General features: G+C 69.4%; 20 protein-coding genes and 1 tRNA gene. 5 read left to right on the plus strand and 16 right to left on the minus strand.

Going from position 1 to position 21,319, the window contains the following annotated elements; genetic code table 11:
- Window positions 1-39: 39 nt before the first annotated feature.
- The 5 genes from uvrC to I6N91_RS11415 form a co-directional block, all read right to left on the minus strand.
- Complete coding sequence (gene uvrC / locus I6N91_RS11395; RefSeq protein WP_198812672.1) at window positions 40-2,079, minus strand: excinuclease ABC subunit UvrC; 2,040 nt, start codon at window positions 2,077-2,079, stop codon at window positions 40-42.
- A 103-nt stretch (window positions 2,080-2,182) separates the two neighbouring features.
- Entirely contained in the window at window positions 2,183-2,851 is a 669-nt protein-coding gene (locus tag I6N91_RS11400; RefSeq protein WP_198812673.1) for a 1-acyl-sn-glycerol-3-phosphate acyltransferase, read from the minus strand.
- Window positions 2,838-3,509, minus strand: a complete 672-nt coding sequence (locus tag I6N91_RS11405) for an HAD hydrolase-like protein (RefSeq protein ID WP_307843333.1) — start codon at window positions 3,507-3,509, stop codon at window positions 2,838-2,840. Before I6N91_RS11405 ends, I6N91_RS11400 begins: the two co-directional genes overlap by 14 nt.
- Window positions 3,510-3,568: 59 nt before the next feature.
- The gene (gene uvrA, locus I6N91_RS11410) at window positions 3,569-6,478 is read right to left on the minus strand and encodes an excinuclease ABC subunit UvrA (RefSeq protein WP_198812675.1); all 2,910 of its coding nucleotides are present in this window, start codon (window positions 6,476-6,478) and stop codon (window positions 3,569-3,571) included.
- A gap of 86 nt (window positions 6,479-6,564) precedes the next feature.
- Window positions 6,565-6,942, minus strand: a complete 378-nt coding sequence (locus I6N91_RS11415) for a GntR family transcriptional regulator (protein ID WP_307843334.1) — start codon at window positions 6,940-6,942, stop codon at window positions 6,565-6,567.
- Window positions 6,943-7,132: 190 nt separating this feature from the next.
- Here I6N91_RS11415 and I6N91_RS11420 point away from each other — a divergent pair, with 190 nt between their 5' ends.
- The gene (locus I6N91_RS11420; RefSeq protein WP_198812677.1) at window positions 7,133-7,777 is read left to right on the plus strand and encodes an MBL fold metallo-hydrolase; all 645 of its coding nucleotides are present in this window, start codon (window positions 7,133-7,135) and stop codon (window positions 7,775-7,777) included.
- A 73-nt stretch (window positions 7,778-7,850) separates the two neighbouring features.
- Here I6N91_RS11420 and I6N91_RS11425 read toward each other — a convergent pair whose 3' ends face one another.
- The 4 genes from I6N91_RS11425 to I6N91_RS11440 form a co-directional block, all read right to left on the minus strand.
- A complete protein-coding gene (locus I6N91_RS11425; protein WP_198812678.1) occupies window positions 7,851-8,765 on the minus strand; it encodes an NAD(P)-dependent oxidoreductase in 915 nt (304 codons plus the stop codon).
- Window positions 8,766-9,043: 278 nt separating this feature from the next.
- Window positions 9,044-9,117, minus strand: a tRNA-Met gene (locus tag I6N91_RS11430).
- Between the two features lie 94 nt (window positions 9,118-9,211).
- Window positions 9,212-10,213 carry a CapA family protein gene (locus I6N91_RS11435; RefSeq protein WP_374058947.1) on the minus strand — a complete coding sequence of 334 codons (1,002 nt, stop codon included), beginning with the start codon at window positions 10,211-10,213 and terminating at the stop codon, window positions 9,212-9,214.
- A 276-nt stretch (window positions 10,214-10,489) separates the two neighbouring features.
- Window positions 10,490-12,406, minus strand: coding sequence for an alpha-amylase family protein (locus I6N91_RS11440; RefSeq protein ID WP_198812679.1), 1,917 nt, complete (start codon window positions 12,404-12,406; stop codon window positions 10,490-10,492).
- A gap of 200 nt (window positions 12,407-12,606) precedes the next feature.
- On the opposite strand from I6N91_RS11440, the gene I6N91_RS11445 reads away from it, so the two are divergent.
- Window positions 12,607-13,101, plus strand: a complete 495-nt coding sequence (locus tag I6N91_RS11445) for a hypothetical protein (protein ID WP_198812680.1) — start codon at window positions 12,607-12,609, stop codon at window positions 13,099-13,101.
- 22 nt (window positions 13,102-13,123) lie between these two features.
- Here the strand turns inward: I6N91_RS11445 and I6N91_RS11450 are convergent, their stop codons facing one another.
- Window positions 13,124-13,930 carry a GAF domain-containing protein gene (locus tag I6N91_RS11450; RefSeq protein ID WP_198812681.1) on the minus strand — a complete coding sequence of 269 codons (807 nt, stop codon included), beginning with the start codon at window positions 13,928-13,930 and terminating at the stop codon, window positions 13,124-13,126.
- A 221-nt stretch (window positions 13,931-14,151) separates the two neighbouring features.
- Here I6N91_RS11450 and I6N91_RS11455 point away from each other — a divergent pair, with 221 nt between their 5' ends.
- The gene (locus tag I6N91_RS11455) at window positions 14,152-14,883 is read left to right on the plus strand and encodes a GAF and ANTAR domain-containing protein (RefSeq protein WP_198812682.1); all 732 of its coding nucleotides are present in this window, start codon (window positions 14,152-14,154) and stop codon (window positions 14,881-14,883) included.
- 32 nt (window positions 14,884-14,915) lie between these two features.
- Window positions 14,916-15,947, plus strand: a complete 1,032-nt coding sequence (locus I6N91_RS11460; RefSeq protein WP_198812683.1) for a YeiH family protein — start codon at window positions 14,916-14,918, stop codon at window positions 15,945-15,947.
- A gap of 52 nt (window positions 15,948-15,999) precedes the next feature.
- Here I6N91_RS11460 and I6N91_RS11465 read toward each other — a convergent pair whose 3' ends face one another.
- From I6N91_RS11465 to I6N91_RS11490, 6 genes are all read right to left on the minus strand, one after another.
- Window positions 16,000-16,341: a hypothetical protein gene (locus tag I6N91_RS11465; protein ID WP_198812684.1), complete on the minus strand. Its 342-nt coding sequence runs from the start codon at window positions 16,339-16,341 to the stop codon at window positions 16,000-16,002.
- 247 nt (window positions 16,342-16,588) lie between these two features.
- Window positions 16,589-17,587, minus strand: coding sequence for an oxidoreductase (locus I6N91_RS11470; protein WP_198812685.1), 999 nt, complete (start codon window positions 17,585-17,587; stop codon window positions 16,589-16,591).
- Window positions 17,588-17,629: 42 nt separating this feature from the next.
- Window positions 17,630-18,211, minus strand: coding sequence for a protoglobin domain-containing protein (locus tag I6N91_RS11475; protein WP_198812686.1), 582 nt, complete (start codon window positions 18,209-18,211; stop codon window positions 17,630-17,632).
- Between the two features lie 283 nt (window positions 18,212-18,494).
- Complete coding sequence (locus tag I6N91_RS11480; RefSeq protein WP_198812687.1) at window positions 18,495-19,358, minus strand: oxygenase MpaB family protein; 864 nt, start codon at window positions 19,356-19,358, stop codon at window positions 18,495-18,497.
- 54 nt (window positions 19,359-19,412) lie between these two features.
- On the minus strand, window positions 19,413-19,694 hold the full coding sequence (locus tag I6N91_RS11485; RefSeq protein WP_233091766.1) for a helix-turn-helix transcriptional regulator: 282 nt from the start codon (window positions 19,692-19,694) through the stop codon (window positions 19,413-19,415).
- Entirely contained in the window at window positions 19,694-20,191 is a 498-nt protein-coding gene (locus tag I6N91_RS11490; protein ID WP_198812688.1) for a DUF2975 domain-containing protein, read from the minus strand. Before I6N91_RS11490 ends, I6N91_RS11485 begins: the two co-directional genes overlap by 1 nt.
- A gap of 238 nt (window positions 20,192-20,429) precedes the next feature.
- Here I6N91_RS11490 and I6N91_RS11495 point away from each other — a divergent pair, with 238 nt between their 5' ends.
- Window positions 20,430-21,218, plus strand: a complete 789-nt coding sequence (locus I6N91_RS11495) for an SDR family oxidoreductase (RefSeq protein ID WP_198812689.1) — start codon at window positions 20,430-20,432, stop codon at window positions 21,216-21,218.
- Window positions 21,219-21,319: the final 101 nt, after the last annotated feature.

A 21,319-nucleotide genomic window follows, 5' to 3' on the forward strand; every position in this document is an offset into this window, starting at 1 on the left:
ATGCTGCGCCGCAGGCAGCGGGCGCCGTCCTCAGCCTAGCTAAGAATCGAGGATCTCGCCCGTGGTCAGGTTCACAGCGGGAGCAGCGTCCTGCACCGCCCCGCCGGCCAGCCCGTTCCGGATGGCTTCGGCCATGGCCGGACCGATGCCCGGGACCTCGAGCAGGTCCTCCACTGAGGCGGCCTTCAGCTTCTTCACCGAACCGAAGTGCTTCAGCAGGACCTTGCGTTTCGACGGCCCAACACCCGGGATTCCGTCGAGGGCCGATTCGGTCATCGACTTCCCGCGCTTCTGGCGGTGGAAGCTGATGGCGAAGCGGTGGGCCTCGTCACGGATGCGCTGCAGCAGGAACAGTCCCTCAGATGCCCGCGGCAGGATGACGGGGAAGTCGCTGCCGGGCACCCACACCTCCTCGAGCCGCTTCGCAAGGCCGACGACGAAGACGTCGTCGATGCCGAGGTCCGCCAGCGCGCGGGAGGCCGCGGCCACCTGGGGCGGGCCGCCGTCGACGACGACCAGGTTCGGCGGGTAGGCGAACCGGTTCTTCGTCGTCGCCGTCGTGGTGTCCGCCAGCGGAAGGGCCTCCGCCCCGGCGTCGGCGTCGTTGTCCGCCGGGGAGCCGGTGCCCTCCCCATCGGCGAGGGAGCCGGTGCCGTTGCCGGTGTCCTCCGGCACGCGGCCGGCGAGGTAGTTCCGGAACCGGCGGTAGATCACGTCGTACATCGAGGCGGTGTCGTCGCGGGCGGCGTCGCCGGTGATCGAGAAGCGGCGGTACTCCGACTTGCGCGGCAGTCCGTCCTCGACCACCACCATGGAGGCGACCACGTTCGTGCCGGAGACGTGGGAGATGTCGAAGCATTCGATGCGCATCAGCGGCTGCGGCAGCTCGAGTGCCTCCTGCAGTTCGGTCAGCGCCGCCGACCGCGTCGTGAGGTCCCCGGCCCGCCGGCTCTTGTGCAGGCGCAGCGAGTCAGCGGCGTTTTGCTGGACCGTACCCATCAGGGTGGCCTTGTCGCCGCGCACCGGCACCCGCACGTCGACGCGGGCCCCGCGGAGCCCGCGCAGCCACTCGAGGACCTGCTCGGCGTTGCTGGGCATCACGGGCACGAGGACCTCGCGCGGAATCCGGTCGTTGCCGGCCCCGCCCTCGCCGTACACCTGCTGCAGGAGGTGCTCCACCAGGTCGGGGGTGTCCATGTCCTCGACCTTCTCCACGACCCAGCCGCGCTGGCCGCGGATGCGCCCGCCGCGCACGTGGAAGACCTGAGCCGCGGCCTCAAGCTCGTCCTCGGTCAGGGCGAAGATGTCGGCGTCGGTGTCCTCGCTGAGGACGACCGTATTGCGTTCGAAGACCCTCCGGAGCGCGGCGATGTCGTCGCGGGTCCGCGCCGCGGCCTCGTAGTCGAGTTCGGCGACCGAGGCGGCCATCTTCGCTTCGAGCCCGGTGATGAAGCGCTTGGCCTCGCCCGACATGAACGCCGCGAACTCCCCGGCGAGGGCCTTGTGGTCCTCCGGGGAGATCCGCCCGACGCAGGGCGCCGAGCATTTGTCGATGTAGCCCATCAGGCAGGGCCGGCCGGAGCGTTCGGCACGCTGGAAGACACCGGTGCTGCAGGTGCGCACGGGGAAGACCCGCAGGAGCGTATCGACGGTCTCCCGGATGGCCTTGGCGGGGTAGAAGGGCCCGAAGTACCGGGTGTCCTTCTTCTTGTCGCCGCGCATCACCTGCACGCGGGGGAACTTCTCCCCCATCGTCACCGCCAGGTACGGGTAGGACTTGTCGTCCCTGAACATCACGTTAAAGCGCGGACTAAATTCTTTGATCCAGGTGTATTCGAGCTGGAGGGCCTCGAGTTCGCTCCCCACGACCGTCCACTCCACGCCGGCGGCGGTGTGGACCATGGCCCGGGTGCGGGGCATCAGGCCCTGCGGGTTGGCGAAGTAGGAATTGAGGCGGGAGCGCAAATTCTTCGCCTTGCCGACGTAGATGACCCGGCCATGCTCGTCGCGGAACCGGTACACGCCGGGGTCCTGCGGTATTTCCCCCGTCTTGGGGCGGTAGCTTGCTGGGTTTGCCACAGCTCAATCCTATGTTCTCTGACCGGGCGGCCCTGACGCTTACGCCCTGCGCGCACCGGTGCCGAGGTGCGGGCGCATCGAACGACGGACCGGCGGGGGTCCGCTAATCCGCGGGCGCGCCCTTGTTGTAGCTGGCGGAGCGCTGCTGCCCGCTGAGCGCGGCGATGGAGTCCATGATGGTGTCGGTGGCGCTGCGCCGGGCCGGCAGCGGATGGCCCGGTCCGGTCTTCTCGAAGTACAGGGGCGCGCCGATCCTCATGGTGAAGTGCTGCGGCCGGATGCCGTTGCTGCCCGCAGGCTGAAGCGCCTCGGTCCCGATCAGGCCCACCGGCACCACCGGGGCTCCGGTGGTCAGCGCCAGCCAGCCCACGCCGGTCCGTCCCCGGTAAAGCAGCCCGTCGCGGGACCGGGTGCCCTCCGGATAGATGCCGACGCCGCTGCCCTCCTCGAGCAGGTCGAGCAGGGTCTTCAGGGCCTGCACGCTGGCGGCCTGTTCGCCCCGCTGCACGGGAATTGAGCCGACACCCTCGAAGAAGGAGCGCATCATCGCCCCCTTGACGCCGGTGCCGGTGAAGTACTCGGCCTTCGCGAAGAACGCCACCCGGCGCGGCATCAAGGCCTGGATGAGGACGCTGTCGAGGAAGGAGAGGTGGTTGGCCGCGACGATGAACGGACCCTCGGTGGGGACATGCGCGAGCCCTTCAACGGTGGGCCGGCAGAGGCCTGCGATGAGGCCGCGCGTGGTGCTGCGGGTGAGGTCATAGATTCCCACGCAGCACCTCCAGGAGCTTATCCGCGCTGTCGACGACCGCGATCGCGCCAGCCTCCTCGAGCTCGCCCGGAGCGGCGAAGCCCCAGGACACTCCTACGCAGCTGAGCCCATTATCGGCCGCCCCCAGCACGTCGTGCGAGCGGTCTCCGACCATGAGCGCGCTGCCGTAGCGGCCCGCGTGTTCCGCCAGCGCCGCGGCGATGATGGGTTTCTTTCCCGGCAGTGCCGCGGCGGCGCGTTCGTCCCGCGGCGCCCCGTGCACCGAGTCGAACAGGCCGATCATGCCCTGAGCCGTCAGCAGTTCCTCGGCGAGCCACTCCGGCTTCTGGGTCGCCACGGCCACCCGCGCCCCGTCCGTCCGCAGAGCACGCACGCAGTCGGCAATCCCCGGGTAGGGGCGGCTCTGCGCCATGCCGATGGAACGGTAGCCGGCACGGTAGGCCCCCATCACCGGGTCGATGAGGTGCTCGGGTACGCCTGCGATGCTCCGCAGCGAGGTGACCAGTGCGGGTCCCACCATGCTCGAGAGCACGCGCGGGTCTGGCACGGGCAGCCCGTGCTCCCGCAGGGCCGCTTCGATGCCTCCGGTGATGGACCCGGCGGGGTCGATCAGGGTTCCGTCGAGGTCGAAGAGGACGAGCGCCTGCGAATTAGTCACCGGGCAAGTTTGCCACAAGGCTCCCCGCCCGCCGCACTCCTATTCCCCGCAGGGAATGTTCAGGAGGACGCCGGAAGGATCTCCGCCAGGAAGGTGCCGGTGTGGCTCCTCTCGCTGCGCGCCACCTGTTCCGGGGTGCCGGTGGCAATGACCTCGCCGCCGCCGGAGCCGCCGTCGGGCCCAAGGTCGATCACCCAGTCGGCGCTCTTGATCACATCGAGGTTGTGCTCGATCGTGATCACGGTGTTCCCCTTGTCCACCAGGCCCTGCAGGACCAGGAGGAGCTTGCGGATGTCCTCGAAGTGGAGCCCGGTGGTCGGCTCGTCGAGCACGTACACGCTGCGGCCGTTGGAGCGCTTCTGCAGCTCGCTGGCGAGCTTGACGCGCTGCGCCTCGCCTCCCGAGAGGGTGGTGGCGGGCTGGCCCAGCCGGACGTAGCCGAGGCCGACCTCGACGAGCGTGTTCAGGTGCCGGGCGATCGGGCTGAACGCGGCGAAGAACTCGGCGCCCTCCTCGATCGGCATGTCGAGCACGTCGGCGATGGTCTTGCCCTTGTAGTGCACCTCGAGGGTTTCCCGGTTGTAGCGGGCGCCGTGGCAGACCTCGCAGGGCACGTAGACGTCGGGCAGGAAGTTCATCTCGATCTTCAGGGTGCCGTCACCGGAGCAGGCCTCGCAGCGTCCGCCCTTGACGTTGAAGGAGAACCGCCCGGGCAGGTAGCCTCGGACCTTCGCCTCGGTGGTCTCGGCGAAGAGCTTGCGGATGTGGTCGAACACCCCGGTGTAGGTTGCGGGGTTGGACCGGGGCGTGCGTCCGATCGGGCTCTGGTCGACGTGGATCACCTTGTCGAGGTGGTCGAGGCCGTCGATGCGCTTGTGCCGCCCCGCGACCTGCTTGGCCCCGTTGAGCTTGTTCGCGAGGACCTTGTACAGGATGTCGTTCACGAGCGTCGACTTGCCGGAGCCGCTGACCCCGGTGACCGCGGTCATTACGCCGAGCGGGAAGGAGACGTCGAGCTTCTTCAGGTTGTTCTCGCGGGCGCCGACGACCTTCAGCTGGCGCGACTTGTCGATCTTCCGGCGCTTGGCCGGGATTTCGATCTTCCGGCGTCCCGAGAGGTAGTCGCCGGTGATGGACTTCTCATTGGTGAGCAGGTCCTTGAGCAGGCCTGAGTGGACCACCTCGCCGCCGTGTTCACCGGCGCCGGGGCCGATGTCGACGATCCAGTCCGCCTCGTGGATGGTGTCCTCGTCGTGCTCGACGACGATCAGGGTGTTGCCGAGGTTGCGCAGGCGCGTCAGGGTCTCGATCAGGCGGCGGTTGTCGCGCTGGTGCAGGCCGATCGAGGGCTCGTCGAGGACGTAGAGCACGCCGACGAGGCCTGAGCCGATCTGGGTGGCGAGGCGGATCCGCTGGGCCTCTCCGCCGGAGAGGGTTCCGGCGGCTCGCTCGAGGTTCAGGTACTCGAGGCCGACGTCGAGCAGGAAGGTCAGGCGGGCCTGGATCTCCTTGAGGACCTGGTTGGCGATCTGCGCCTCACGCCCGGTCAGGACGAGGTTGTTCAGGAAGTCGCTGCAGTCGCGCATCGGCATGGCCGCCACCTGGGCGATGGACTTGCCGTTGATAAGCACCGACAGGGACGCCGGGTTAAGCCGCGCGCCGCCGCATTCGGGGCACGGGATCTGCCGCATGTATTCCTCGTACCGGTCACGGGCATGGTCCGACTCGGTTTCGAGGTGCTTGCGGTGGATGTACTGCACGGCCCCCTCGAAGCCGGTGCTGTACTTGCGCTCCCGACCGAAGCGGTTGCGGTACTGCACGACCACCTTGTGGTCCTTGCCGTACAGGGCCGCCTCGCGGGCACGGTCCGGAAGCTTGCGCCACGGGACGTCCATGCTGAAGTTCAGTTCCTTCGCCAGTCCTTCGAGGAGCCGGGTCCAGTATTCGAGGGTCGCGGTGCCCAGCGACCAGGGGGCGATGGCGCCTTCGGCGAGGCTGAGGTCGGGGTTCGGGACGACGAGTTCCTCGTCCACCTCAAGCTTCGTTCCAATGCCGGTGCAGACGGGGCAGGCACCGAACGGGTTGTTGAAGGAGAAGGACCGCGGCTCGATCTCGTCGATGGCCAGCGGGTGCTCGTTGGGGCAGGCGAGGTGCTCCGAGAACGCGCGCACCCGCTTGGCGTCGTCGTCGGGCAGGTCGACAAAGTCGGCCAGGACGCGCCCCTCGGCGAGCTTCAGGGCGGTCTCGACCGAATCGGTGAGCCGCTGGGAGATACCCTCCTTGACGACGAGGCGATCGATCACGACCTCGATGGTGTGCTTGAACTGCTTGCCCAGCTTTGGCGGGTCCGTCAGCTGGACGAGTTCGCCGTCAACGCGGGCGCGGGAGTAGCCCTTGGCCGAGAGCTCCTGGAACAGGTCGACGAACTCGCCCTTCCGGCCGCGGACCACGGGCGCGAGGATCTGGAAGCGCGTTCCCTCGTCGAGTTCGAGCAGCTGGTCGACGATCTGCTGGGGGGTCTGCTTGGCCACCGGCTCGCCGCAGATGGGGCAGTGCGGGCGGCCCACGCGCGCCCAGAGCAGGCGCATGTAATCATAGATCTCCGTGATGGTGCCCACGGTCGACCGCGGGTTCTTGCTCGTGGACTTCTGGTCGATCGACACGGCCGGCGAGAGGCCCTCGATGAAGTCGACGTCGGGCTTGTCCACCTGGCCCAGGAACTGGCGGGCGTAGGCCGAGAGCGACTCGACGTACCGGCGCTGACCCTCGGCGAAGATCGTGTCGAACGCGAGGGATGACTTCCCCGACCCGGAGAGCCCGGTGAAGACGATGATGGCGTCCCGGGGCATGTCGAGGTCGACGTTCTTGAGGTTGTGCTCGCGTGCACCCTTCACGACGAGGCGCGAAAGGTCCGGATGCGGAATCAAGGGGTCGGAAGAGTGCTGTTCCAGGGAGTTGGCTATTGACACCGTTCCACTGTAATTCAATCCCGCTTCGAAGACATATTCGAATAGGGTTTAATTCGCGCCACACCGGTGCGACGCGCCGGGCCGGTTCACGCTCGGCGCAATGCCGCCCGCAGATAGGCCACGGCCTCCTCCTCCTTGAGCCCGCTGGCCTTGACGATCCGGGCGTAATCCGCCGCCCCCTCGGCGGCCCGCCGTCGGGCCTCATCCCCGGCCGCGGCGATCACCGTTCCCGCGCGGGAGCGGGTCACCACGATCTGCGCCCGCTCCAGCTCGCGGTAGGCGCGGGCGACGGTGTTCGCCGCCACTCCCAGATGCGCCGCGAGGGTCCGCACCGGGGGCAGCCGGACGCCGACGGCGATGCGCCCGCTGTTCGCGGCCTCGACGATCTGCTGACGCAGCTGCTCATAGGGCGGATACGGGCTCGAGGGATCGAGTTTCAGCCACTCGGGTATTTCACTCTCCACTGCTGCCCCTTCCGCCGGGCGCGGCGGCCCCTGATGTGCCGCGCATGCCGAACCGCCCCGCCGGGGCCCTGTTACGTGCACAATACCGCGAACGGGACGTCGGCTGAGGTGCTCGGCCGCTATGCGCCCCAAGGTGAAGCCCGCCCGCATCGGAGCGGCCCCGCGGGCGCTCCTGTCCTAGGGTGGGTCCATGATTCTTGCCGAGCTTTCCTCAGTGGTGATCCGCCGGCTCGAGGTGGGCGGAATGGACAACAACGTGTACCTGCTCACCGCCCGCGGTTCCGGGCAGCAGGTGCTGATCGATGCGGCCGACGACGCGCCCGCCATCGCCGGCCTGCTGGCGGAGGGTGCCCAGGACTCCCTCGCCGCCGCACGGCTTGTCCTCGTGGCCACGACGCATTCGCACTGGGACCACGTGCGGGCGCTGGCCGCCGTCGTGGAGGCGACCGGGGCACGCACGGCCGCCGGCGCGGCCGACGCCCCCGCCATCGAGGTGCCGACCGACGTGCCCCTCGAGCACGGCGACGTCGGTTCCTTCGACGGATTCGATCTGGAGGCCATCCACCTCCGCGGACACACGCCGGGCTCCGTGGCCCTGCTGTACCGCGACCCGCAGGGCCCGGCGCACCTTTTCACTGGCGATTCGCTCTTCCCCGGCGGGCTGGGCAACACCCAGGGCGACCCCGCCCGGTTCGCTTCGCTGTTCGCCGACGTGAATGAGCGGGTGTTCGACTATCTTCCCGATGACACGTTCGTCCATCCCGGCCATGGGAAGGGGACGACACTTGGCGCCGAACGGCCGCACCTCGCGGAGTGGTTCGAGCGCGGCTGGTAGCGGAGCGGCCTGCCGCACGGGACGCGGAACAGCGCACAGGAACGGTCACGGCCGAACGCGCTCCGGGCTGGATTCAGGGTCGGAGCCATTCCAGCCGGCGCGGGCTGAACCCGAACTCCTCCCGCGCGCGGCGGTTGCTTGCTCCCCTCATCTTCGTCGCGTAGAACGCCCCGTCCGCGTCGGTCTCCTCGGTGATCGGATACTCGGCCGGTGCGACACCCCCCGCGAAGGCACTGAAGGCCCGCATCACGTCCCGCATGGGAAGGGGGTCGCTGTCGGTGACGTTCACCACCCCTGTCGCCTGGGACTCAACGGCGACCCTCGCCGTAAACTCCGCCGCGTCGTCCACATGGACAAAGGACCAGATCCCGGAACCGGAGCCGAGCACGCCCAGCTGCCCGGCCCGCGCCTGCTCGCCCATGTCGCCGTCCGGTGAGTACCAGGTTCCCGGGCCGTAGTAGAACCCGTAGCGAAGGACCAGTCCGGTGGTGCCCTCGGGAAGGGACCGGATCCGGTCCTCGACCTGCACGAAGGCTGCGGCGCTTCCATCCACGAGGGGCGGCCCGTCCGCGACGAAGGGCTCCGATTCCTCGGCGAGCCCCTGGCCGGGCCGGTAGAAGTAGGAGCCCGACTGCGCGATGAAACGTGTCGCGCCCGCGGCAAGGGCGGCCGCCTGCACATTCGCTCCTCCGCGCACCCTTACCTCGTTCGAGCTGGCAAGGGTGTCGCGCATCGCCTGCGGCGAGTAGTGCCGCGGCAGTGCCGTGAGTTGGTCGATGACGACCTCGGGCCGCACGCCTGCGACCGCCCGCGTCACATCCTCAAGGTCCAGCACGTCCGCGATAATCGGCGTCGCGCCGTCGGCCGCGATGCGCGCGGCGCCCTCGTTTCCCCGTGCTATTCCCCACACCTCATGGCCCCAGGAGACGAGGTGACGGACGATGGGACGTCCGATGGCGCCGCCGGCGCCGGCCACTAGTACACGCATTTTTCCTCCAGTTGGACTGATTGGCGCCCGAGCGGGCGTTCCGGGAATCAGTGTCGGTCCAGTGGCAGGAGGGTGCCAACGAAATGGGACGTTCCCACCGGTTTCGTTCCACCTCCCGAGTGAAGCACCGCCCGCGGGAAGCACGGCCGAGGGAGGCGCCGGGGGGAGGCGCCGGGGGGAGGCGCCGGGGCGCCCGAGCCGTCCAGGGTGGGGAGGCTGAAGCGGCAGGTTAACGCAGAAGTCCCGGCCCCTACCCGGGACCGGGACTTCTGTTTTCGTTGCGGGGACAGGATTTGAACCTGTGACCTCTGGGTTATGAGCCCAGCGAGCTACCGAACTGCTCCACCCCGCGGCGTAGTAAGAACGCTACAGCCCGGCGGTCGAATAAGCGAATCCGCCCGGCGGGTCCGGGGGTCCGGGGGTCCGCCGGTCCGCGCCCTGCTGGGTCAGGGATCTGCTGGTGCCCTCTTTTCATCGGCCTCGAGGTCCCAGGGGTGAGCTCCCGCCGTGGCCGCACCGAGCGACTCGACCACCGACCGGGTGCGGTCCTTCACCGCCTGCTCGTGGCCGGGCGTCGAACAGGATCCGGCAGGGCGGTCCGGGCCCAGCGCGCACCACCGGTAGGGGTTCGACACGATGACGGAGGGAAGCCAGGCGAGGTCACTGACCGCCCACTGCCCGGCCTCGTCCCGGCTGAATCGAGCGCGGACCGCCAGGCCCTCGTTGTTCACGTCGTAGACCGGGGACAGTTCGGTCACCGCGTTGCCCAGCCCGTAGGCGATCCAGGTGCCGTTGTACTTCTCGATCGGCAGGACCGAATGGGTGTGGTGCCCGTAGATGAAGTCGACCAGCCCGCTGTCGGCGAGCGCGTGAGCCACCTCGGTCTGCTGCGCGTTGGGCACGGAGGCGTACTCGTCCCCGGCGTGGAGGGCGGCAAGGACGACGTCGGCGCCCTGCTCCCGTGCCGTCCGGGCCTTGGCGATCATCGCCGGGACGTCGAGCAGGTCGACCCGCCACGGCTCGTCGGGTGTCTGGCCGTTGAGGGCGTAGGTGGCCTCGATGAGGGCGACCTTCGCGTCCGGCGTATCGAGGAGAAGGGGCTGTTCCGCGTCCGCGGCGCTGGCATAGGACCCGGTGTGTTCGAGGCCGGCCGCGTCGAGGGCGGCGAGGGTGCGCAGCACCCCGGCGGGTCCGGCGTCGAGGGTGTGGTTGCTCGCGGAGGTGCACGCGTCGTATCCGACCTCCTTGGCCGCGGTGAGGATCTGAGGCGGCACGTTGAACGTCGGGTAGCCGGTGTAGGGCCCCTCCGGGTCGGCCACCGGGGTCTCCAGGTGGCAGACCGCAAGGTCAGCCGCCGCGAGGTACGGACGCTGGCCGGCGAGGAGCGGTTCGAAATCGAGGGGTGTCCTGCCGGTCACCGCGGCGTCCGCTGCCGCCTGGTCCCACAACTGGGGGTGGACCAGCAGGTCCCCCGTGACGACGACGTCCAGGCAGTCGTCACAGGCCCCCTGCGAAGGAGCGGATGCACGCGGCGGTGCGGGAGCAGCGGAGTTGGCCGGCGCTTCCCGGTCTCCCGCGCCGCCGGGCAGGCAGCCGGCGCACAGCAGCGCCAGGATGGTCAGGGCGGCGGGGCCGTAGCGCGCTCTCCGTCGGGCGCGCGGTGGCTGGCTGCGTGTGATGGGATCTCCTCCGGGTGTACGCCCATGATAGGGCTCCCGGAGGACTCAGACGGACGCCTCAAGCGAGTACCGGAGCCACATGACGCGGTGGGGCTCCAGGCTCAGACCGGTCGACGGGGTGACGTGCAGGCCCGGGATGAGGTCGACGGCGGAACCGGGCAGGCCGGAGAGGGTCTTCGCGGTGACTTCCTGTCGGGAGTCGGCGAAGTTCGCGAGGACGAGGACCAGTGAGGGCTTCGCGCCGGGCGCACCCGGCCGCTGGTACCCCAGGACGGAGGGGTTGTTGGTGCCGAAGGGCACGAGCCGGCCGCCTGCAAATTCCGGGGTGGCGGCCCGGACCCTGATCAGGTGCTGCAGGCCCTGGAAGATCGCTCCCGGCGCGGTGGTCGGATCGTCCCTCAGCGAGTAGCGGGCCGCCGGGTAGGCGGGCCTTCCGACCCAGCGGCTGTCCGCGGCCTTGCCCGGGTCCTGCGTGTACCCGTAGTCGTTGAGCTGGCCCACCTCGTCCCCCAGGTAGATCAGCGGGATGCCCCCGGTGCTGAGCACGATGGCGTGGGCGAGCAGGATCCTGCCCACGGCTCCGGCGTCGCCCGCCTCCAGCCCGGCCAGCGACGCCGTCGTGCCCGAGATGCGGCAGTCCCCGGTGCGCGGGTTCTCCTGGAACGGCACGCCGCGGGCGAAGCTGCCCGGGAAACGGTTGACGAAGAACGCATTGAGGAAGCGCCGGTGGTCATACCCGCCGATACCGAACTCTGCCGCATCCTCATCGGAGAAGGTCCAGCCGATGTCGTCGTGGCTGCGCACGTAGTTCACCCAGGCGGCGCCGGGCGGAATGGCATGGCGCCGCTCGAGGGCCTGGGCCAGAAGGGAGACCTCCCGGGTGGCCAGGCTGTTCCAGATCAGTGCCATCTGCAGGGGGTTGTAGCTCAGCTGGCACTCCCCCGGGCTGATGTACTGCACCACCTCGTCGGGGTGCACGATCGCCTCGGACTTGAACAGCAGGGACGGCGCCGCGAGCCGGCAGACCGCGTTGAATGCCTGGAGGAGGAGGTGCGCTTCGGGCAGACTCTCGCAGGCCGTGCCCAGCTGCTTCCACACGAACGCGACCGCATCCATGCGCAGGACCTCCACGCCCTGGTTGGCCAGGAAGAGCATTTCCCGCGCCATCGCCCGGAAGACCGCGGGGTTGCGGTAGTTGAGGTCCCACTGGAACGAATGGAAGGTGGCCCAGACCCAGCGCCCGTCGGGCAGCGGCACGAAGGACCCGGGGTGGTCGTCCGGGAAGATCTCGCGCACGGTGCGTTCATACGCGTCCGGCATCTCCCGGTCCGGGAAGATCCAGTAGTACTTCTCGAATTCCGGGTCGCCGGCGAGCGCCTTCCGGGCCCACTCGTGTTCGTTCGAGGTGTGGTTGAAGATGAAGTCCACGACGAGCGAGATGCCGTTCGCCCGAAGTTCGGCGGCGATCGAGGCGAGTTCCCCAATGGTCCCGAGGGCCGGGTTCAGCTCCCGGTAGCTGGACACCGCGTAGCCGCCGTCGGAGTTCGACTCCGGCGCGAGGAACAGCGGCATGAGATGAAGGTACGTGAGGCCCAGTTCACGGAAGTACGGGATGCGCGCCCGAAGCCCGGAGAGGTCTGTGGCGTACAGGTCCACGTAGCAGACCCCGCCCAGCATCCTGTTGGACTCGAACCAGTCCGGTGCCGTCGCCCGGTCGGCGTCGAGCGCCTTGAGCCCGGCGGGCCGCTGCTGCCACGACTCGGCCGCCTCCACCGCCAGCAGCACCAGCTCGTCGTCGGCGCCACCGCCGTAGATCCGGCGGAACAGGGACCGCAGGCGGGGGAATTCGCTGCGGAACCGTGCCTCGAAGGAGTCCCAGTCGGCGTCCGAGGTCCCCGGACGCCGGGCCGCCAGGACCTCCGCGGGGATGGACTCTTCTCCGAGGTGCTTCTGGAAAACCATGGGCACAGCCTATTCCAGGCGCACCGACCGCAGGGCCGGAGGCCGAGGCACACCCGGTGCCGCCTTGACGGGCGGCCGCGGGCGTGCCCGGCGCGGGCGCCGTCATGTACCGGGAGCGGGTCCGGGGCCCCGCTCCCGTGGGCCCGCACGGGACGCCGGAAAGCGACCCTGCCCTCCGCCGGCCCGCGTTAGGGTGAGGCATGCCCTTTCGAGCGCCCTGGCTGCGTTCCGCCGTCTTCGGTGAAGCGCTCCTGCTCGCCGGCGGCTGTGGTGCGCCCTTCGGTGCCGGATGTACTGCGGTCGGGGCGGTCGATGGCGTCTCGATCACCGTTGCCGCCGACTCTGTCCGCGGAGTCGCCGCGCTCGAGCTTGAGGTGTGCCGCGAGGGCCGGTGCACTGAGGCCGAAGTGGCGCTGAGTGCGGGAACGGTGTCCGTCGACCAGGGCTGCGACGCCAGCGGAATTTGTGCCGCCTCGGCCAGCCCGGACAACACCCTGGTTGGCTTCGCACCGCTGGACCTTCCCGCCGGCGAGGTGGAGATCCGGGCGGCGGTCACCGGTCAGGATGGGAAGACGCGGGAGCTTGGTCCGGTCCGCGCCACAGCGGAGGTGGTCCGTCCCAACGGCCCCCAGTGTCCCGGACAAGCGCACCAGCTCGCCCTGACCCTCGACAGCGAAGGCCTTTCACCGCGCTGACTGCTTCGGGATCGAACCTCCCCTACGGCATTACCTCCTGTTGCGCGGCCTCGGCGAGGGACCGGAGTACCCGCCGGTCCTCACCGGTGAACCCCCTCGGATTCTGGTCGATGACGCAGAGCGTGCCGATGGTCCACCCGCCCGGGCCCAGCAGCGGGTGCCCTGCGTAGAAGCGGATGTGCGGCTCGCCGACGACGAGCGGGCTCGACCGAAATCGATCGTCGGTCAGCGTGTCACACACCACCATGGGCCCCGCGCTGCGGATCGTCTGGTTGCAGAAGGTGCTCTCCCGCTCAAGGTTCTGGCCGAGCGCGCCGATGACCGATTTGAGGAACTGCCGGTGCTCGGCGATCAGTGCCACGATCGAGGAGGAAACCCCGAAATGTTCGCGGGCCCGCCGGGTGATCCGGTCAAAGCGCTCCTCCGGGGGTGAATCGAGGAGACCCGTTTCCATCAGGGCCCGCATTCGCTGGGTCTCTGCCTGCTCCGCGGTGAGGAAGACCGCCCCCGCCGCGCCGAGTGATTCGAGGGGATCACCGGTATCGGCCCGTGCCGCCCGGACCGTTCCCGTGCGGGGCTCCGCCCCGCCGCTCCCTGCGGGCAGGCCGGGCAGCTCCCGACCGGTCTCCTCGAACGCCTCGCTCAGTGTGTGGGCGAGGATTTCCCGTTCCAGGGAAGGAATCATCTGGAGCCTTTGAAGATACGCATCGATCTCGATCTGGGCGAGAGAGCCGCCGAGGGCGAAGTACCGGATCCACAGCTCCTCGGCGTGGAGCCCTGCCTCGGAGGCCGCACGGGACGCCAGCTCTCGCTGCCTCTGCTCATCCACCGAAGAACCTCGAATGCGTTGCGCGGGCCCGGCGCCGGTGCCGGACCCTGGAAACCGGTCCCTGGAATCAGGACCGTGGACCGGCATGCGGTCCACGACCGAGGTTATTCCACGGGCGGGTCGCAGAAAAGCCAAAGGTCCGCCGGGCGAGATCCGGAAAAAAGCTTTGGGGCACCGCCCCCGATGAGCTAAACGGCGGGTCCTGGCCCTAAGCTGATGCAATGCGGAAACATGCGGGAAGTGATTCGGTGGCGCGCCAGCTCCAGCAGCTCATTCTTCAGTCCGGAAACGTCGAACTGTTCCTTGAGGCGTTCGCCTCCCACACCGCAACCATCCTCGAACCCGGGGTCAAGACGCAGTGCGGCATCACTCTCAAGCGCAACGAGCGGGCCGCCACCGTGGCCAGCAGCAGCGTCGCCGCAACCGAGCTCGACGAGGTCCAGTACGGCTACGGCGACGGGCCCTGCCTTACCGCGATCCGGACCGGAGAGACCACCGTCGTGCAGGATACCCGGACCGATCCCAGGTGGCCCGAATACCTCGATGCGATCGAGGGCCGCGGCTTCTATTCGGTCCTCGGGGTACCCCTCATGACCGGAGGCGACGGCGGAGCCGCGGTGAACCTGTACGCCGAGGAGTCCGGTGTGTTCACCGCCGACATCGTGGGCCGGGTCGAGGAGTACGCGGCGGAAGCGGCAAGCACCCTTGAACTCGCCCTGCAGCTGGCCGCACACAAGGACGCCGCCGCGAACCTGCAGGCGGCAATGGAGTCACGCACGAACATCGACATCGCGGTGGGCATCATCATTGCCCAGAACCGCTGCACGCAGGAGGAGGCCATCCAGATCCTTCGACGGGCCTCGAGCCACCAGAACGTCAAACTCCGTGTCCTCGCCGAACAGCTGGTGCAGTCCGTCGCGACGGCGCCGGCGACCACCCACTTCACCAACTAGGCCCGCGTCGGTACGGCGCTGATGCCCTCGACGTGCCTTCCGAAAGCGACCCCGTGACCCTGCCGCGTACCGTCACCGCCGCGCTCGGCCACGCCCCGGGGCTCCTCGTCATGGCCGCCGCCGTCGCCCTCGCCGTCCTTCTGGCGAACCTCCAGGGATTCGCCGGGGCCCTCGTCATCGCCCTCGGCCTGGGCCTGCTCGTACGGAACAGCGGACTCTTCCACCCGAGCCTGATTCCGGGCATCCGCGCGGCCACCAAGCGGTTCCTTCGCCTGGGGGTGGTGGTGCTGGGCCTTCAGCTTTCCCTCCCGGAGATCGTGGGCCTTGGCCTGCCTGTGCTCGGGCTCATCGTCGCTTCGGTGTTCGTCAGCTTCTTCCTCACCCGGTACATCGGCGAGCGCCTGGGCCTGAGCCGGGCCGCCTCCACCCTGATGGCCGCCGGGTTCTCCATCTGCGGCGCCTCGGCGATCGCCGGCATGCAGAGCATCGTGGACGCCGACGACGACGAGGTGGCCAGTGCCGTGGCGATGGTGACGCTGTACGGGTCCGCGGTGATCCTCGGGCTTCCGGTGGTGGGCAGCCTCCTGGGGCTGTCCGATGAGACCTTCGGCCTGTGGTCGGGCCTGGCCGTGCACGAGGTGGCCCAGGTGGTGGCAACCGCCAGCACCGCCGGCGCTGCGGCCCTGGCGGTGGCCACGGTCGTAAAGCTCGGCCGGGTTGTCCTCCTGGCGCCGGTGGCCGCGCTCGTTTCCTTCGGGATCAGCCGCTCGAAGGAACACCCGCGCGCGGCCGGCACCGGCTCAACCCCGGCCGTACCCCTCTTCGTCGTCGGGTTCCTGGTGCTGGTCCTTATCCGTTCCACCGGCCTCGTCCCGGCCCCGGTGCTGCAGGGCGCTTCGGTCACGGCCACGCTCCTGCTGGCGGCCGCGATGTTCGGACTCGGCGCCGGGATCCACATTCCCCAACTGGCCCGCACCGGCGGGCGCAGTCTGATCCTCGGCGGCGTATCGACGGTTTTCCTCGGGGCGGTCACCCTCGCCGGCGCAGTCCTGGTCACCGCGTAGGAGTCCTGCGTTGCCGGGACCGGTCGGGGGCCGGCGAACCGCCCTCCGGGCGTCAGACGCCTGTGTGGTACCCCCGCAGACCCGCGTCGTTCGGATTCACGGGCCGGTCCTCGGCCGGGAGCGTGTGGTCCTCGTGCCGGTCGGAATAGGTGCGGGGCCTTCTTACGGCGGAACGCCGGCGGCCGGCGATCAGGGCTACTGCCCCTGCCAGCAGGGCGGCGGCGCCGAGGCCGAGGAGGGTCAGTGCTTCCGCCGCACTGCCGCTCATGCCGTACGTGGCCCGGTTGAAGGCATCGATGCCCGGCACCAGAAGGGCCGCGGCGAGGACGAGGGTGCAGGCCCCCGCAACGGTAAGCCACAGTCCGGGTTGAGCCGGGCGCCTGGTGCTGGTCATTAGTTCCCCCCCCTCGGGGCGGGCCGTTCAGACCCCGCCTGCGCCCAATGTACCTCCGAATGGGCCCGCCGGACAGGGCGGCCGGGCAGGGCGGACAGGCGGCCTCGTCCCCACCATGCAATCCCCCTCACATGGCACAGTCGCCCGGAACTGCGGCCCTGCGAGCGCTGCCCGGCCCAGCCGCACTGAAGGCTCACGTATTCGTGGGCACCACGCGGGTGGTCCTCCTGCAGGCGCCCCCGCGTCCCTAACCGGACAGCGCCGCAAGGAGCTCCCGCTCCTCGTCGCGGGTGAGTCCGGCCCGCCGGGGGCTGTCCGGCCCCTGGGCCTCCTCCCACTCCAGGGCCGCCTTCAGCGTATCCTCGAGGGGGCGCAGCACCAGGCCCGCGTCCAGTGCGCGCTGGTTGGACCGGGCGTTCATCCCTCGCCAGTCCGGATCGCTGAGCCACAGGGGCAGCGAACGGGGACCTGCCCATTCGCCCACACCCCGGGCGTGCAGCCACTGCGCGTCCGCCGTCACCACCGGTCCGTCGTGCCCGGCGACCCGGCGGGCCGCGGCGAGATGGTCGGCGAAGGATCTGCTATGTCCCATGGCGTTGTACACCCCGCCGCGCTGCTCCTGGCAGCAGGTGACCACCCACGCGGCGAGGTCCTGGACGTCGATGACCTGCGTGGGCAGATCCGGCGCCTCCGGGACCAGCACCGCCCCGCCGGGGTCGGAAGGGTGCGCAAACCGCAGCGGCCAGTACCCGGTGCGGCCGGACCCGTCGCCGGGTCCTCCAATGAGTCCGGCGCGGGCGATCATGCTGCGTGCGGGGCCGAAGGCCTCCACCACGGCCTGCTCACATGCCACCTTGGCCGACCCGTAGGACTCCATGGTGTCCATGACGTCGGAGTCGAGGGGCGGCAGGAGGGGCGCGTCCTCGTCCTGACCGGCCGGGCCCTGGTCCGCATAGGCGCTGCCCGAGGATATGAAGAGGTAGCAGCCGGCGTTCCGGAGATCCCGGACGGCGCGCCGGACCTGGCCGGGCTGCCGGGAGACGTCCACGACGGCATCCCAGCGGCCTCCGGCCACCCGGCGGAGCCCTGCATCGTCGTCGCGGTCGACGTCCACGAAGGACGCCCCGCCGGGAACCGCTCCCGAGCGTCCCCTCGCGGCACAGGTCACCTCATGGCCGCGCTCCACCGCGTGGAGTGAGATCTCATGGCCGAGCCAGGCGGTACCGCCAAGGACAAGTAGTTTCATTCGGCCATCAAATCAGCCGGACTGCCCTGGCGGAAGTCCGGCTCACCAGGACGTGCTGTAGGGCTCCGACCAGAGAATCGCCGTCAGGGTGACGCCCTTGAACCAGGCGGTGTACATCGCATCCAGTTCCTCGGGATCCGAGGTTCCTTCGGCGAGGAACGGGCGCATCGTCGCCGTCAGGGGGACGATGAACCCGATCAGGTACCGCATCCTGACCTCGGCTGCCGGAGACTCCACCGCATCGGTGACGTTCTTCTTCGCCGAGGTGTGGCGCAGGCCCACTTCGTGCTGGTAGTTCAGCCAGTCCTGATCGTGCTCGCGTGAACACAGATCGACGACCCAGGCCTTGAAGCGCTCACGCACCGCCGAAAGGTAATCCGAATCGGGGTCTCCGTCGGCGCCGGCGAAACTCTCAATGAGGAACGGGTGGTCACCGACGTAGCCGTACCAGACGTCGAGGATCTTGTCGGTGCGTGGCTCCAGGATCGGCCGAGCCCGAAGGAGTGCCTGCCGGTCGGCGTCCGTCCACAGGATAGTTTCTTCGATTTTCCGAAGGTCGTCGAGCGAAACGGGGCTGGTTTCCAGATCGGCACTGCCATAGGTGTAACCGCGGGGTCCGTTCATGGCGGCCCTTCCTGAGTAGCGGGGGAAGGCCGGTCCGCGGCGGTGGCCTGCATGGAATGGGGACCGGCAGGGGTCCGTGCCCGACGGGGCCGGGCGGGTCGTGCACCTCCGCGGGTCCTCCCGCTGAGGATGCAACCTACGTCTCCGGCCCGGCTGAACTTCGCGCAGGTGGAGGGGCGCGCGTGCCGTGGTTTGCGCGTCGGCGCTGACGACCCTTGTAGTCTAAATTCGCCCTGAGTGGAAATCAAAGAAAGACAGGGCATTGGAGCCTGCCCGCAGCCGCTCAGGTGCCGAACCGGTCCAGTGCGACGCGGTAGTGGGGCCAGTACCGGGGACCGGCGGGCAGCAGCGGTAGCGTGCGCCGGCTTGCCCACTGGAGGGCGCGCAGGGCGGTCCGGTCGCGGTGCCGCCACGGAAGGCCGTAGGCGTCCCGTACGGCCTGCGGGAGCACCCCTGCCGCAAGCACGGTGGCTGCGGCCCGTGCCGGTGGTGCCAGGATCGGCGGGTCGGGCGCAAGGATCTGCCGTGCGAGGGCCGAGGCCGTCGGTCCGACCCGCAGGACATCGCGGACCTGGCGGTCCACGTACCGCGCCAGTCCGGGATAGTCCTCGGGGAGCACCCGGGCGGGGATGCCGAACTGGTGCGCCAGCCCGGTCATGTCGCGGTAATAGGCGTCCCGTTCGGCGTCCGGGACCGGGCGCGCGAAGCCGTCCGTGACGGTGACCGCCGTCCAGACGAGCGTCGCGAACACCCAAAGTGCCAGGTCAGGATCGTCCGCGCGGTAGGGCGTTCCTGCCGGCAGTGCACCGTCCGCGCCGGGCATCGTTCCGTGCACCGGGCGGTGCCGGCGCTGGACGTGCCGGGCAGCGGCGCGTACCTGGTCCTGGTCGCCGAAGGTGATGGTCAGAACGGCGTCCAGGGTGCCCCGCAGCCGGCGCAGCGGGTCGGAGGAGAAATTGCTGTGGGCCCGAACCCCTTCCGCGACCAGCGGGTGTGCCAGCTGCAGCAGGAGCGCGGCCGGGCCTGCGGCGAGCAGGATCCGTTCCCTGCCGATCCGCCATGCCGCCGACGCCGGGCCGAAGAGGCCCGGGTCCCCGGGTTGCCCCGAGGGCGGGGCCGGCGGGAAGAACGCATCCAGCCTAGGCATTGAGTCCCCCTGCGCAGGCTACACCGCGGCGCGGAGCGGGCGTCCCGGTCCCGGTCACTGGCCTTCTGCCTGCTTGGGGGCGCCAATGAGGGGTGCGGAGGTGCCCGGCGCTCCCGGAACCCCGGGGTCGTCGTCGTCGACCCACTCCAGCAGGTCACCGGGCTGGCAGCCGAGCACCCTGCACATGGCCTCCAGGGTGGTGAATCGAACCGCCTTGGCCCGGCCGTTCTTCAGCACCGCCACATTCGCCGGCGTCAGGCCGATCCTTTCGGCAAACTCGCCCACGCTCATCTTCCGCTTCGCCAGTTCCACATCGATCCGCACCACAATGGCCATCAAATCACCTCGTCCAGCTCCGTGCGAAGCTTCCGCGCTTCAGCGTCGCGGTCCACGGCCTGGGCGAGCAGCGCCCTCAGCACCAGCACGATCAGGGCCACGGCGGCGATCATGACCGCGACTCCCCCAATCAGCAGGACCACCCCGGGCGCGACCGCCTCGCCGGGAGCGAGGGCGACGCCCAGCCCGAAGGTGAGCAACGATGCCGCAGTGAAGGCGCCGATGACGATGTCGACGAGCCGAAAGGCGCTTGAGGAGAACACGGTTCCCCGCCGCACCATCGTCAGCAGTCCCCACACGCAGACCATCGCCGCCTGAAGGGCGAGGATGGTCAGCACCGTGAGGACGACAAGCGGAGTGCGGATCGCTGCCACGTCGGGGTCGGCTTCGCGCAGGTCCACCCCGAGCAGGGGAACCATCACAATCTGAACGAACAACGAGCCTGCGAACATCATCACAAGCACGACGCGCAATGCGATGACCGTTAGATTTCCCATTTCATCTCCCTTAGCCGTTCAACAATCTAAAGGTATCGATATTCAATAGAAAGCACAAGACATACAGTAGATGCGCGTTTTATGCGCGTCGCCTCCCAAACGGCCGCGCGCCTCAGCGGATCCGGGTCGGCACTGGCGGAGGTCCGGCGAAGCGGGCGCTCACGCGGCGGTCACCGGGGCCGCTGCGTGTCAATCTAGGAGGTGAACGGATGTTCACCGAGCGAAGAGGCGGAGCGGCATGGCACGGAACTACGAAGGAACCACTGCGCTCATCACGGGAGCCAGCTCCGGGCTCGGTGAGGAGTTCGCCCGGCAGCTGGCCCACCGCGGAGCAGACCTCATCCTCGTGGCCCGCCGCGCCGACCGGCTTGAGGCGCTGTCCGAGGAACTGCGCGGGGCGACGGGGAGGACCGTCACCGTGATTCCCGCCGACCTTGCCCGGGCGGGGGCGGGCCCGGCGCTGGCTGCGGTGGTGGCGGCGAAGGGCCTGAGCGTCGACTCCCTGGTCAACAATGCGGGATTCGCCACCCGGGCACGCTTCGAAGACGAGGATGCGGAGAGGATCCAGGAGGAGATCGCACTGAATGTCGCGGCCCTCGTCGGCCTCACCCGCGCCTTCTATCCGGCCATGCTCGCCTCCGGGAAGGGAGTCCTGATCAACCTCGCCAGCACCGGCGCCTACCAGCCCGTACCCCTGATGGCCGTCTACGGGGCCACGAAGGCGTTTGTCCTCAGCTTCACCGAGGCCCTCTGGGTCGAGGCCCGGCGTTCACATCTCGGAGTGCTCGCTCTGTCGCCGGGAGCCACCCGCACTGAATTCTTCGACGTCGCCGGCGAAGACGCGCAGGTCGGATCGATGCAGGCTCCCTCCGAGGTCGTTACGTTCGCGCTGAGAACTCTCGACCGGCGCTGGTCCGCGCCGAGCGTCGTCTCCGGAAAGGCGAACCGGCTGACCGCCTCCGCCCCGCGGTTCCTTCCGCGCCGGGCCGTTGCGCGCCTGGCCGGGGCGGTCACCGGGCGGAGGTAGGGCCCGCTTCCTCCCGAAAAGCCGAACAGGGCCGGGACCCGCGCACGCCTCGAAACCGGCGGGCGCCACGCTGCCGACCGAGCCCGCCCGTCCCGTCAGCC

The organism is Arthrobacter sp. MSA 4-2 (assembly GCF_016405885.1).
Lineage (GTDB): Bacteria > Actinomycetota > Actinomycetes > Actinomycetales > Micrococcaceae > Arthrobacter_D.

Excerpts from the sequence above, each read along its gene's own strand:
- I6N91_RS11420 (WP_198812677.1), top strand. The coding sequence starts at position 7,133 with ATGATTCTTGCCGAGCTTTCCTCAGTGGTGATCCGCCGGCTCGAGGTG.
- I6N91_RS11425 (WP_198812678.1), bottom strand. The coding sequence starts at position 8,765 with ATGCGTGTACTAGTGGCCGGCGCCGGCGGCGCCATCGGACGTCCCATC.
- I6N91_RS11440 (WP_198812679.1), bottom strand. The coding sequence starts at position 12,406 with ATGGTTTTCCAGAAGCACCTCGGAGAAGAGTCCATCCCCGCGGAGGTC.
- I6N91_RS11445 (WP_198812680.1), top strand. The coding sequence starts at position 12,607 with ATGCCCTTTCGAGCGCCCTGGCTGCGTTCCGCCGTCTTCGGTGAAGCG.
- I6N91_RS11455 (WP_198812682.1), top strand. The coding sequence starts at position 14,152 with ATGCGGAAACATGCGGGAAGTGATTCGGTGGCGCGCCAGCTCCAGCAG.
- I6N91_RS11465 (WP_198812684.1), bottom strand. The coding sequence starts at position 16,341 with ATGACCAGCACCAGGCGCCCGGCTCAACCCGGACTGTGGCTTACCGTT.
- I6N91_RS11470 (WP_198812685.1), bottom strand. The coding sequence starts at position 17,587 with ATGAAACTACTTGTCCTTGGCGGTACCGCCTGGCTCGGCCATGAGATC.
- I6N91_RS11475 (WP_198812686.1), bottom strand. The coding sequence starts at position 18,211 with ATGAACGGACCCCGCGGTTACACCTATGGCAGTGCCGATCTGGAAACC.
- I6N91_RS11480 (WP_198812687.1), bottom strand. The coding sequence starts at position 19,358 with ATGCCTAGGCTGGATGCGTTCTTCCCGCCGGCCCCGCCCTCGGGGCAA.
- I6N91_RS11485 (WP_233091766.1), bottom strand. The coding sequence starts at position 19,694 with ATGGCCATTGTGGTGCGGATCGATGTGGAACTGGCGAAGCGGAAGATG.
- I6N91_RS11490 (WP_198812688.1), bottom strand. The coding sequence starts at position 20,191 with ATGGGAAATCTAACGGTCATCGCATTGCGCGTCGTGCTTGTGATGATG.
- I6N91_RS11495 (WP_198812689.1), top strand. The coding sequence starts at position 20,430 with ATGGCACGGAACTACGAAGGAACCACTGCGCTCATCACGGGAGCCAGC.